Source organism: Streptomyces sp. NRRL F-6492, assembly GCF_001280125.1.
Taxonomy (GTDB): domain Bacteria; phylum Actinomycetota; class Actinomycetes; order Streptomycetales; family Streptomycetaceae; genus Streptomyces.
Genome location: NZ_LGEG01000037.1, coordinates 1 through 12,152, shown reverse-complemented (window position 1 = coordinate 12,152; position 12,152 = coordinate 1). Strand labels below are relative to the sequence as shown.

9 protein-coding genes are annotated in these 12,152 nt (G+C 73.7%); 5 read left to right on the top strand and 4 right to left on the bottom strand.

What is annotated here, in order from left to right; genetic code table 11:
* Positions 1–330: 330 nt before the first annotated feature.
* The 3 genes from ADL08_RS05805 to ADL08_RS05795 all read left to right on the top strand — a co-directional run bounded on the left by ADL08_RS05805 (position 331) and on the right by ADL08_RS05795 (position 5,648).
* Positions 331–1,599, top strand: a complete 1,269-nt coding sequence (locus ADL08_RS05805; protein ID WP_053640967.1) for a sensor histidine kinase — start codon at positions 331–333, stop codon at positions 1,597–1,599.
* Positions 1,596–2,297: a response regulator gene (locus ADL08_RS05800; RefSeq protein WP_053640966.1), complete on the top strand. Its 702-nt coding sequence runs from the start codon at positions 1,596–1,598 to the stop codon at positions 2,295–2,297. The genes ADL08_RS05805 and ADL08_RS05800 overlap by 4 nt, the downstream gene beginning before the upstream one ends.
* Positions 2,298–2,480: 183 nt before the next feature.
* Complete coding sequence (locus tag ADL08_RS05795) at positions 2,481–5,648, top strand: efflux RND transporter permease subunit (protein WP_053640965.1); 3,168 nt, start codon at positions 2,481–2,483, stop codon at positions 5,646–5,648.
* Between the two features lie 88 nt (positions 5,649–5,736).
* On the opposite strand, the gene nadA is transcribed toward ADL08_RS05795, so the two are convergent.
* The gene (nadA, locus tag ADL08_RS05790; protein ID WP_053640964.1) at positions 5,737–6,924 is read right to left on the bottom strand and encodes a quinolinate synthase NadA; all 1,188 of its coding nucleotides are present in this window, start codon (positions 6,922–6,924) and stop codon (positions 5,737–5,739) included.
* A 236-nt stretch (positions 6,925–7,160) separates the two neighbouring features.
* Here nadA and ADL08_RS05785 point away from each other — a divergent pair, with 236 nt between their 5' ends.
* Complete coding sequence (locus ADL08_RS05785; RefSeq protein WP_015033024.1) at positions 7,161–7,517, top strand: HesB/IscA family protein; 357 nt, start codon at positions 7,161–7,163, stop codon at positions 7,515–7,517.
* Positions 7,518–7,588: 71 nt separating this feature from the next.
* Here the strand turns inward: ADL08_RS05785 and ADL08_RS05780 are convergent, their stop codons facing one another.
* Together ADL08_RS05780 and ADL08_RS05775 are read right to left on the bottom strand one after the other, a co-directional pair.
* A complete protein-coding gene (locus tag ADL08_RS05780; protein WP_053640963.1) occupies positions 7,589–9,181 on the bottom strand; it encodes a hypothetical protein in 1,593 nt (530 codons plus the stop codon).
* Positions 9,182–9,256: 75 nt separating this feature from the next.
* On the bottom strand, positions 9,257–9,463 hold the full coding sequence (locus ADL08_RS05775) for a hypothetical protein (RefSeq protein WP_053640962.1): 207 nt from the start codon (positions 9,461–9,463) through the stop codon (positions 9,257–9,259).
* A 129-nt stretch (positions 9,464–9,592) separates the two neighbouring features.
* Between ADL08_RS05775 and ADL08_RS05770 the strand changes: the two genes are divergently transcribed.
* Positions 9,593–10,567 carry a carbohydrate kinase family protein gene (locus ADL08_RS05770; protein ID WP_053640961.1) on the top strand — a complete coding sequence of 325 codons (975 nt, stop codon included), beginning with the start codon at positions 9,593–9,595 and terminating at the stop codon, positions 10,565–10,567.
* Positions 10,568–10,636: 69 nt separating this feature from the next.
* Here ADL08_RS05770 and ADL08_RS05765 read toward each other — a convergent pair whose 3' ends face one another.
* Positions 10,637–12,025, bottom strand: coding sequence for a cysteine desulfurase/sulfurtransferase TusA family protein (locus tag ADL08_RS05765; RefSeq protein WP_053640960.1), 1,389 nt, complete (start codon positions 12,023–12,025; stop codon positions 10,637–10,639).
* Positions 12,026–12,152 lie beyond the last annotated feature (127 nt).

The window sequence follows — 12,152 nt, the reverse complement described above, 5'->3', positions numbered from 1 at the left end:
GCGGCGAGAGGCCCACCCCGACGGCCCCCGCGCCCGTCCCGGACGCCCGGCGGGTCCGTACCCCCCCGACCCGCTCCGTACCGCCCCCGCCCCACTCCGTAACCGCCCCCCCCGCCGGTCCGCACCGCCCCTACCGGCCCGGGGCCGACCCGACACCCGTCCGTGCCCGACCCCGCCCCCGGCGCACGGTCGCGCCCGGTCCGACGTCCGTCCCCGCCCGGTCCGACGTCCGTCCCCGCCTCGGCGCGCGGTCGCGCCCGCCCCGTATCCGCCCCCCGATCGGGCGGCCCGGTCCCGGGTGCCCGTCCCCGACCCGTACCGTTGCCTCCCGTGACTCCCACCGGATCCGCCGCCGGCGCCCTTCCCGCCCGGCGGCTCCTCGACTGGTTCCGGGCGCATCCGCTCGCCTTCGACGCGGTGCTGGCGTTCGGCGTGCTCGGCTGCATGGTCGCCGGGTCCTTCACCGACCCGCACGGCAGCCCGAGCGGGCCCACCTTCGGCGACCGCGTGCCCGACGTGTGGAGCGTGCTGCTCATGGTCGCCGGGGCCGTCGCGCTGGTGTGGCGCCGCCGCAGCCCCTTCGCCGTGCTCTGCCTCACCGTGGCGGTCGCCCTGGTCGAGCTGGTCGACGACAGCAGGCCCGCGCCCATCGCCATGAGCGTCGTCGTCGCGCTCTGCACGGTCGCCGCGCGCACCGACCGGCCCACCACCTGGCGGGTCGGCCTCGCCACCATGACGGTGCTCACCGCCGCGGCCATGGTCTTCGGCCCGACCCCCTGGTACGCGCAGGAGAACCTCGGCGTCTTCGCCTGGACCGGCATGGCGGCCGCCGCCGGGGACGCCGTCCGCAGCCGGCGGGCCTTCGTCGACGCGATCCGGGAGCGCGCCGAACGCGCCGAACGCACCCGCGAGGAGGAGGCCGGGCGCCGGGTCGCGGAGGAGCGGCTGCGGATCGCCCGCGACCTCCACGACGTCGTCGCCCACCACATCGCCCTGGTGAACGTCCAGGCCGGAGTCGCCGCCCACCTCATGGAGAAGCGCCCCGACCAGGCCAAGGAGGCCCTCGCGCACGTCCGCGAGGCCAGCCGCTCCGCCCTCGACGAACTGCGCGCCACCGTCGGCCTGCTGCGCCAGTCCGGCGACCCGGAGGCCCCCACCGAGCCCGCGCCCGGACTCGCCGTCCTCGACGGGCTGCTCGACAGCTTCCGCAAGGCCGGCCTCCCGGTCGCCCTGGCCCGCGCCGACGGCGAGAAGCCGCTGCCCGCCGCCGTCGACCTGGCCGCGTACAGGATCGTGCAGGAGGCCCTGACCAACGTGCGCAAGCACGCGGGACCGGACGCCGAGGCCGAGGTCAGCGTCGTGCGGGTGGGCCGTACGGTCGAGATCACCGTCCTCGACAACGGCCCGCCCGCGCCCCTCCCCGCCCCGGCCCCGGCCGGCGGCCACGGGCTGCTCGGCATGCGCGAGCGGGTCGGCGCCCTCGGCGGCAGCCTGACCACCGCACCCCGCTACGGCGGCGGATTTCGTGTACAGGCGATACTGCCGGTGACCTCCCGCACGGCGGAGGACACGGCGCAGGACACGGGGGAGGACGCGTGACGATCCGGGTGCTGCTCGCCGACGACCAGGCCCTGCTGCGCAGCGCCTTCCGGATCCTGGTCGACTCCGAGGCCGACATGGAGGTCGTCGGCGAGGCGGCCGACGGCGCCCGGGCCGTCGAGCTGGCCCGCGCCGAGCGGCCCGACGTCGTCCTGATGGACATCCGTATGCCGGGCACGGACGGCCTCGCCGCCACCCGCGCGATCACCGCCGACCCCGGCCTCTCCGGCGTACGGATCGTCATGCTGACCACCTTCGAGGTCGACGAGTACGTCGTGCAGTCGCTGCGCGCCGGGGCCTCCGGCTTCCTCGGCAAGGGCGCCGAACCGGAGGAGCTGCTCGGCGCGATCCGGATCGCCCACGCCGGCGAGGCGCTGCTCTCCCCGGCCGCCACCAAGGGCCTGATCGCCACCTTCCTCGCCCAGGGCCCCCGGGACGACGGCGCGGGCGCCGCCGGCGAGGACGCCCGCAGGGCCCGCTCCGAGCGCCTCGCCGCGCTCACCGCCCGCGAGCGCGAGGTCCTCGTCCTCGTCGCGGGCGGCCTGTCCAACGACGAGATCGGTCGGCGGCTCGACGTCAGCCCGCTCACCGTGAAGACCCACGTCAACCGGACCATGGCCAAGCTCGGCGCCCGCGACCGGGCCCAGCTGGTGGTCACGGCCTACGAGTCGGGACTGGTACGTCCGAGGGTGGAGTGACCGGGGCCGCGGACGTACTCCAGACGCGGTACGCGCGGCGTAAAGAAGTGCGCCCGGGGGCCGAGGACTTCCGGCGGCGCATGGCCGATCGTAGGGGCGGGGGCGTCTCGGGTCGGTCGAAGGCCGGGGTTCCGGCCGCTCCCGACCGCCGACGCGTACGCCACGGAAGAGAGACCCCATCCCATGTCCTGGCTGTCCAGATTCAGCCTCGCGCAACGGGCCCTGATCGGGCTGACGTCGCTCGTCGCGATCGTGTTCGGGGCGATCGCGATCCCGCAGCTCAAGCAGCAGCTGTTCCCCTCGATCGAGCTGCCCATGGTCTCGGTCCTCGCCCCCTACCAGGGCGCCTCCCCCGACGTGGTCGAGAAGCAGGTCGTCGAGCCCCTGGAGAACAACCTCAAGGCCGTCGACGGCCTGAAGTCGGTCACCTCCACCGCCTCCGAGGGCATGGCCCTCGTCATGGCCTCCTTCGACTACGGCGACGAGTCGACGAAGCAGCTCGTCGCCGACGTCCAGCAGGCCGTGAACCGCGCCCGCGCCCAGCTCCCCGACACGGTCGACCCGCAGGTCGTGGCCGGTTCCACGGACGACATCCCGACCGTCGTCCTCGCCGCCTCCTCCGACAAGGACCCGCAGGCCCTCGCGGCCCTCCTCGACCGGACCGTCGTGCCCGCCCTCCAGGACGTCGAGGGCGTCGGCCAGGTCTCCGTCAGCGGCGTCCAGGACCTCCAGGTCTCCGTCACCCCCGACGAGCGGAAGCTCGCCGCGGCCGGGATCAGCACCATGAAGCTCGCCGAGGCCCTGCGCGCCGGCGGCGGCACCGTGCCGGCCGGCTCCTTCACCGAGGACGGCAAGAGCCGCACGATCCAGGTCGGCGGCGGCTACACCTCCCTGCGGCAGATCGAGGACCTGCGCATCCCGGCGGCCGCCCCCGGCAAGGGCGGGGCCGTCCGCCTCGGCGACGTGGCCGCCGTCCGCCAGGAGGAGTCCCCGCGCACCTCCCTGACCCGCACCAACGGCAGGCCCAGCCTCGCCGTCATGGCCACCATGGACAAGGACGGCAGCGCCGTCGCGATCTCCGACGCCGTGAAGGAGAAGCTGCCCGGGCTGCGCCGCGACCTCGGCGCCGGCGCCGAGCTGACCGTCGTCTCCGACCAGGGCCCGGCCGTCGCCAAGGCCGTCTCCGGCCTCACCACCGAGGGCGCCCTCGGCCTCGTCATGGCCGTCCTGGTGATCCTGGTCTTCCTCACGTCGATCCGCTCGACCCTGGTGACCGCGGTCTCCATCCCGCTCTCGGTCGTCCTCGCCCTCATCGTGCTGTGGACCCGCGACCTCTCGCTCAACATGCTGACGCTCGGCGCGCTCACCATCGCCATCGGCCGGGTCGTCGACGACTCGATCGTGGTCCTGGAGAACGTCAAGCGCCACCTCGGCTACGGCGAGGAGCGCCGGGAGGCGATCCTCACCGCGGTCCGCGAGGTGGCGGGCGCCGTCACCTCCTCCACCCTCACCACCGTCGCCGTCTTCCTGCCGATCGGTCTGACCGGCGGCATGGTCGGCGAGCTGTTCGCCTCGTTCTCGCTGACGATCACGGCGGCCCTGCTCGCCTCGCTGCTCGTCTCCCTGACCGTCGTCCCGGTCCTCTCGTACTGGTTCCTGCGCGCCCCCGAGGGCACGCCGGAGGACCTGGCCGAGGCCCGCAGGCTCGCCGAGGAGCGGGAGGAGAAGAGCCGCCTCCAGCGCCTGTACGTGCCGGTCCTGCGGTTCGCGACCCGGCGGCGGCTCGCGAGCCTGGGCATCGCGTTCGCCGTCCTGGTCGTCACCTTCGGCATGACCCCGCTCCTGAAGACGAACTTCTTCGACCAGGGCGACCAGGAGGTCCTCAGCATCAAGCAGGAGCTGGCGCCCGGCACCGGCCTGAGCGCCTCCGACGAGGCCGCGAAGAAGGTCGAGAAGGTCCTCGCGGAGACCGAGGGCGTCAAGGACTACCAGGTCACCGTCGGCTCGTCCGGCTTCATGGCGGCCTTCGGCGGCGGCACCGGCGCGAACCAGGCCTCTTACCAGGTCAGCCTGGAGGAGTCCGCCTCGTACGAGAGGACGCGGGACGCCATCGAGAAGGGGCTCGCCGGCCTCGACGGGATCGGCGACACCACCCTCGCGGCCGGTGACGGCTTCGGCAGCCAGAACCTGAGCGTGGTCGTCAAGGCCGCCGACGCCGAGGTCCTGAAGAAGGCCTCCGAGCAGGTCCGGGCGGCGATCGCCGGGATGAAGGACGTCACCGACGTCCAGAGCGACCTCTCGCAGTCCGTCCCGCGCGTCTCCGTCACGGCGAAGCCCGCCGCGGCCGACGCCGGCTTCGACTCCGCCTCGCTCGGCATGGTCGTCGCCCAGGCCGTCCGGGGCACCCCGGCCGCGAAGGCGACCCTGGACGGCGGCGAGCGGGAGGTCCTCATCACCTCGGCGAGGCCCGCCACCACCCTGGCCGGGCTGAAGGCGCTGCCCCTCGGCCCGGTGAGGCTCGGTGACGTCGCCACCGTCGAGCTGGTCCCCGGCCCGGTCTCCATGACCCGGATCGACGGCGCCCGCGCCGCGACGATCACGGCCAAGCCGGTCGGCGACAACACCGGCGCCGTGAGCGCCTCCCTCCAGTCGGAGATCGACGCGCTCGACCTGCCCGCGGGCGCCACCGCCACCATCGGCGGCGTCTCCGAGGACCAGAACGAGGCCTTCCTCAACCTGTTCCTCGCGATGCTCGCGGCCGTCGCGATCGTCTTCATGCTGCTGGTCGCGACCTTCCGGTCGCTGGTCCAGCCGCTGATCCTGCTCGTCTCGATCCCGTTCGCGGCGACCGGCGCGATCGGCCTCCTGGTGGTCACCGACACCGCGATGGGCGTCCCGGCGATGATCGGCATGCTGATGCTCATCGGCATCGTCGTCACCAACGCGATCGTCCTGATCGACCTGATCAACCAGTACCGGGAGCGGGGCCTCGGCGTCGTCGAAGCGGTGGTCGAGGGCGGCCGGCACCGGCTCCGCCCGATCCTGATGACCGCCCTGGCGACGATCTTCGCCCTGCTGCCGATGGCCCTCGGCATCACCGGCGAGGGCGGCTTCATCGCCCAGCCGCTGGCCGTGGTCGTGATCGGCGGTCTGATCACCTCGACGCTGCTGACCCTGCTCCTCGTCCCGACGCTCTACGCGATGGTGGAGCTCCGCAAGGAGCGCCGCGCGAAGAAGAAGGCGGAGAAGAAGGCCGCGAAGAAGAAGGCGAAGGACGACGACATGAACCACAACGCGGAGCAGCCGGACGTCTCCCCGCTGGACGCGAGCCTGCTGGACCTCCTGGACTGAGCCCGGCCCGGCACGCACCGAAGGGCGCCCCGCGCGTGTCGCGGAGCGCCCTTCGGCGTGCGTACGCCCATGCGTACGGGGTGAATCGTTACGGCAGCGCCAGCATCCGTTCGAGCGCCAGCTTCGCGAAGCTCTCCGTCTCCTTGTCGACCTGGATCCGGTTGACGAGGTTGCCCTCGGCCAGGGACTCCAGGGTCCACACCAGGTGCGGCAGGTCGATGCGGTTCATGGTCGAGCAGAAGCAGACCGTCTTGTCGAGGAAGACGATCTCCTTGTCCTGGTCGGCGTACCGGTTCGCCAGGCGGCGGACGAGGTTCAGCTCCGTGCCGATCGCCCACTTGGAGCCGGCCGGGGCCGCCTCCAGGGTGTTGATGATGTACTCGGTCGAGCCCACGTGGTCGGCGGCGGCGACGACCTCGTGCCGGCACTCGGGGTGGACGAGCACGTTCACCCCGGGGATGCGGGCCCGCACGTCCTCGACCGACTCCAGCGAGAACCGGCCGTGCACCGAGCAGTGACCCCGCCACAGGATCATCTTGGCGGCGCGCAGCTGCTCGACGGTGAGCCCGCCGTTGGGCTTGTGCGGGTTGTAGAGCACGCAGTCGTCCAGGGACATGCCCATGTCGCGGACGGCGGTGTTGCGGCCGAGGTGCTGGTCGGGCAGGAAGAGCACCTTCTCGCCCTGCTCGAACGCCCAGTCCAGGGCCCGCTCCGCGTTGGACGAGGTGCAGATGGTGCCCCCGTGCTTGCCGGTGAAGGCCTTGATGTCGGCCGAGGAGTTCATGTACGAGACGGGCACGACCTGCTCGGCGATCCCGGCCTCGGTCAGCACGTCCCAGCACTCGGCGACCTGCTCGGCGGTGGCCATGTCGGCCATCGAGCAGCCGGCCGCGAGGTCGGGCAGGACGACCTTCTGGTCGTCGCCGGTGAGGATGTCGGCCGACTCCGCCATGAAGTGCACGCCGCAGAAGACGATGTACTCCGCCTCCGGCTTGGCGGCCGCGTCGCGCGCGAGCTTGAAGGAGTCGCCGGTGACGTCGGCGAACTGGATGACCTCGTCGCGCTGGTAGTGGTGGCCGAGCACGAAGACCTTGTCCCCGAGCTTCTCCTTGGCCGCGCGGGCGCGTTCCACGAGGTCGGGGTCGGAGGGCGACGGCAGATCGCCGGGGCACTCCACGCCGCGCTCGCTCTTCGGGTCCGCCTCGCGGCCGAGCAGGAGGAGGGCGAGCGGCGTCGGCTGAACGTCGAGCTCATGACGGGTTTGGGCCGTGGTCACGTCACGCACCCTTTCTTCGGGGAACCTTTTCGTCTAAATGACGCTATCTATCATAACCCCTTCACGTCACGTTGACGATGTCCATAGTGTCGATGTGACGAATTCGCCTTCCGCGCGGCTGGACAGGGTGTGCGAGCATGAAAGAAGGAAAACCCCACTCGGCCCGGAATGAATCCGGGGCACCGCCGGTTGCAACCGTCGGCAAGCAGTCTCCGTACACACCGGGAGAGAAGCAGATGTCCGTATCGGACGAGAAGACCACTGTCAGCGACGGCATCCTCCTGTCCGACGCCGCCGCGGCCAAGGTCAAGGCCCTCCTCGACCAGGAAGGCCGCGAAGACCTGGCCCTGCGCGTCGCCGTTCAGCCCGGTGGCTGCTCCGGCCTGCGTTACCAGCTCTTCTTCGACGAGCGTTCGCTCGACGGCGACGTCGTGAAGGACTTCGACGGGGTCAAGGTCGTCACCGACCGCATGAGCGCCCCGTACCTCGGCGGTGCCTCGATCGACTTCGTGGACACCATCGAGAAGCAGGGCTTCACCATCGACAACCCGAACGCCACGGGCTCCTGCGCCTGCGGCGACTCGTTCAGCTAAGTCGTACGCGTGAATGAGGGCGGGCCCCGGAGTTTCCCTCCGGGGCCCGCCCTCGCGCGTGTACGGGGACGTCAGCGGCCCGGCACCGCCTCGCCGCTCGCCGCGTCCACCACCGGCCGCGAGCCGAGCGGGGCGTCCAGGGCCACCGTCTTGACGATCTCCACGGCCATGGCGACGCACATCCGGTCCGGGTCGGCCGGGGACTCCTCGATCCGGAGGACGACCCGCTCCGGGGTCTCCTCCGCCGTGACCTCGTACGTGCTGCACACCCCGCCCCAGAAGGCGACCGTCAGCTTCCGGCCGTCGTCCCCGGCCTCGTACGACTGGACCTGCCGGGACGGCGCCGTGCCCTCGCCGGACGACGGCGGGGGCGTCACCGGCGGCGCCAGGTACCGCTCCTCGACCGCCGTGCGCACCACCGTGTGCGGCGCCGCGTCCATCGGGTCCGCCGTGAACAGCCACGCCGGTACGAGCAGCCGCTCGCCGTCCACGTCCCGCGCGGCGAGCCCGAAGACCGCGCCCGTCACCGGCACCTCGACCGGCACGGCCGGATCGGCGATCGCGTGGCAGGGCGGCACCGCCTCGCCCGTCGGCTTCCCGGCGCCCGGAACCTCCTCGGTCCCCGGCTTTCCCGCGCTCGGAACCTCCTCGGTCCCCGGCTTCCCCGCGCCCGGCACGTCCGCCGTCCCCGGCTTCCCGGCGCCCGGCACGTCCGCCGTCCCCGGCTTCCCGGCGCCCGGCCGCTCCCCGTTCGGGACGGGCGTGGCGCAGCCGCCGATGCCGATCGGGCCGGTGCCCTTCGAGTCCTCGTTCAGCTCCGCCAGCGCCTTCGCCGCCCCCACCACGGGGTACGAGGCGCCCTCGGCCGGCTCCTTGAGCATCCCGCTCCCGCCGGACACCCGGCCGTCCGGCTCGACGTGCAGCCCCGTCGACCAGCCGTAGGTCGGCAGACCGCCCACCACCGGCTCGGCGTTGACCACCCGGACGGACCCGTTCATCACCTGGCCGGCGGTCACCTTCGCGTCGTCCTGGCCGATCGCCTTCAGGACGGGGGCCGCCGCGGCCTTCGCCGCCGCCTCGCTCACCGGCGAGCCGCCGCTCGGGGGCTTCACCTCTCCCGGCGGGGGACACGCCTTGCCCTTGAGGCAGGTGTCGCCGACCGGACCGCCGTCGTACCAGGAGTACGTCCAGTTCCCCGGCGCCCGCCGCGCCACGTCGAGGCGCGGCCCGGAGCCGTCCTCCTCGGGCTTGACCGACCAGACCTCGCCCGCCAGGACCGGGCGTCCGGAGATGCCGAGCGCATCGGCCAGCCTGGTCACCTCCGCCGAGGTGACCAGGCCCTCCGGCCGGTGGACCGCGGCCGAGGAGGGCCCCTGGGGGAGTGGGCCCTTGGCTTTGTAGACGGTCCCGCGGGGACCGCCGCCCGGGTCGGGTTCGCCGGGCGCGATCCCGGGACCCCCGTCCGTACCGCCGTCGCTCCCCAGGCGCAGGGAAGGCGGCGGGCCGGCCGCGTCGGCCGACCGGGTCGCGCCGTCCGCGCCGCCACCGTCGCCGGACGCCGCGGTGGCGAGGTACACCCCGCCGCCCCCGGCGAGCAGCACGCCCGCCGCCACCGAGGCGGTGAGCAGCGTCCGCCGCCTCCGACCGTTCTCCGTACCGCTCACGGCTCAGCTCCTTCGGCCCTGGGTCATCTCCGTGGAAGACACCGGTGGGACGGAGCGGACGCCCGGACGGTTCCGTCAGCCGCCGTACTCGGCGGTGGCGGCGATCAGCCGGGCCGAGGCGGCCGGCACGACCACCCCGTTGATCAGGGCGGGGGAGACCGGAGCGGGCTCCGGGTTCACCGGGGCCACCCAGTGCGGGGCCATCCGGGCGCCGTCGCCGCGCAGCTGCGCGAGGCTCAGCTCGGACTCGTGTCGCTCACGGGGAGCGGGGTAGAGACTCATGGGCGCACCGTACGCACCACCGGCCCGCGGAGAAAAGGCCTACTCTGGGGTAGTTTCCACTGTTCGGCAGGGCCGCCCCCAGCGGGTAGCGTGAACTGTCATCACCGCCTTCCCGCAGGAGCGCCCGCCGTGCGTATCGCAGTCACCGGCTCCATCGCCACCGACCACCTCATGACCTTCCCCGGCCGGTTCGCCGACCAGCTGGTGGCCGACCAGCTGCACACGGTCTCCCTCTCCTTCCTCGTGGACAACCTGGACGTGCGCCGGGGAGGCGTCGCCGCCAACATCTGCTTCGGCATGGGGCAGCTCGGCAGCCGTCCGGTCCTGGTGGGCGCCGCGGGCTTCGACTTCGACGAGTACCGGGCCTGGCTCGACCGGCACGGCGTCGACACCGCCTCGGTCCGCATCTCCGAGGTCCTGCACACCGCCCGCTTCGTCTGCACCACGGACCGGGACCACAACCAGATCGGCTCCTTCTACACGGGCGCCATGAGCGAGGCCCGGCTGATCGAGCTCAAGGCCGTCGCCGACCGCGTGGGCGGCCTCGACCTGGTCCTGATCGGCGCCGACGACCCCGAGGCGATGCTCCGCCACACCGAGGAGTGCCGGACCCGGTCCATCCCCTTCGCCGCGGACTTCTCGCAGCAGATCGCGCGCATGGACGGCCAGGAGATCCGCACCCTCCTGGACGGCGCCACCTACCTCTTCTCCAACGAGTACGAGAAGGGCCTCATCGAGTCCAAGACGGGCTGGACCGAGGCGGAGATCCTCTCCCGCGTCGGCCACCGCGTCACCACGCTCGGCTCGCGCGGCGTGCGCATCGAGCGGGCCGGCGAGGACCCGATCGAGGTCGGCTGCCCCGAGGAGACGGCCAAGGTCGACCCGACCGGCGTCGGCGACGCCTTCCGGGCCGGCTTCCTCACCGGTCTGGCCTGGGGCGTCGGCCACGAGCGCGCCGCGCAGGTCGGCTGCATGCTGGCCACGCTCGTCATCGAGACCCTGGGCACCCAGGAGTACACCCTGGGCCGGGTCAACTTCATGGAGCGCTTCACCAAGGCGTACGGCGACGAGGCCGCCGCCGAGGTCCACGCCCACCTGGTCTGACGCCCGCCCCCGCCGGGCCCGGGACGCCCCGGGCCCGCGCGGTGGGGACCTCCACCGCACCGGATGCGCTCAGGACGCCCGCCGCACCAGGTACGCGACCCCGCCCCGCCCGGACGGCTCCTCGCCCAGGTACTCCTGGCCCCGCATCTCGCACCACGCCGGGATGTCCAGGCGCGCCGCCTCGTCGTCCGCCAGGACCGTCACCGTGCCGCCCACCGGGACGTCGCCGATCACCTTCGCCAGCTCGATCACCGGGATCGGGCAGCGCCGCCCCAGCGCGTCCACGACCAGGGAGCCGGGGCCGGCCGCCGGGGCCGCGGCCGGCGCGGCCGGGACGCCGAGCCGCTCCCGCACCCCCGCCACCACCCCCGGCAGCACGTCGAGGAAGCGGTCCACGTCCTCCGCCGCGGTGCCGGCCGGCAGGGACACCCGGACGTTCCCCTCGCTCAGCACCCCCATCGCGCGCAGCACGTGGCTGGGCGTCAGCGTCGAACTCGTACACGACGAACCGGACGAAACGGAGAAACCCTCCCGGTCCAGCTCGTGCAGCAGCGTCTCCCCGTCGACATAGAGACAGGAGAAGGTGACGAGATGGGGGAGCCGGCGCACCGGGTCGCCCACCACCTCCACGTCCGGCACCAGCTCCGGCACCCGCGCCCGGATCCGGTCCACCAGACCCCGCAGCCGCGCCCCCTCGGCCGCCGCCTCCGCCCGGACCGCCCGCAGCGAGGCCGCCGCCGCCACGATCGCCGGCAGGTTCTCGAAGCCCGGCGCCCGGCCCGACTCCCGCTCGTCCGAAGGCCCTTGCGGGGCGAACCGCACCCCCTTCCGCACGGCGAGCAGCCCCACCCCCGCCGGGCCGCCCCACTTGTGCGCGCTCGCCGTCAGCAGCGACCAGCCGCCCTCCACCGGACCCCAGCCGAGCGACTGGGCCGCGTCCACGAGCAGCGGCACGCCGATCCCCCGGCAGGCCTCGGCGACCTCGGCCACCGGCTGCGCGGTCCCCACCTCGTGGTTGGCCGACTGGAGGCACGCCAGGGCCGTCCCCCCGTCGAGGGCCGCCGCGAAGGCCGCCGCGTCCACCGCCCCCGCCCGGTCCACCGGCACCTCGGTCACCGTCCCGCCGGCCGCCGCGTGCGTCCCGGCCGCGTACAGGACGGAGGAGTGCTCGACCGCCGACACCACGAGCCGGCCCCCGACGCGCCGGCGGCCCGCGAGCGCTCCGGCGACCCCCGCGTGAACCGCGCGCGTCCCCGAAGGAGTGAACACGAGCTCGTCGGGGCGACAGCCCACCGCCTCCGCCGCGGCCTCCCGCGCCGCGTCGAGCAGCAGCCGGGCCCGCCGCCCCTCCCGGTACAGCCGGGCCGGATCCGCCCAGCCCTCGTCCAGGGAGGCGAGCAGCGCCTGGCGGGCGACGGGGTGCAGCGGGGCGGCGGACGCGGCGTCGAAGTACGGCATCCACCCACCGTAGAACGTGCGCGGGCCCGGCCCCGGGCGCACCCCCTCCGCGCCTCCGCCGCCCCGGCGTGTCGCCCGGCCCCTCCCGATGAGCCCTCGTCAGAACACCCGCCCGGCCCGTCCCCGA

Coding starts and splice junctions, on each gene's coding strand:
- ADL08_RS05795 (WP_053640965.1), top strand. CDS start 2,481: ATGTCCTGGCTGTCCAGATTCAGCCTCGCGCAACGGGCCCTGATCGGG.
- ADL08_RS05765 (WP_053640960.1), bottom strand. CDS start 12,025: ATGCCGTACTTCGACGCCGCGTCCGCCGCCCCGCTGCACCCCGTCGCC.
- ADL08_RS05775 (WP_053640962.1), bottom strand. CDS start 9,463: ATGAGTCTCTACCCCGCTCCCCGTGAGCGACACGAGTCCGAGCTGAGC.
- ADL08_RS05785 (WP_015033024.1), top strand. CDS start 7,161: ATGTCCGTATCGGACGAGAAGACCACTGTCAGCGACGGCATCCTCCTG.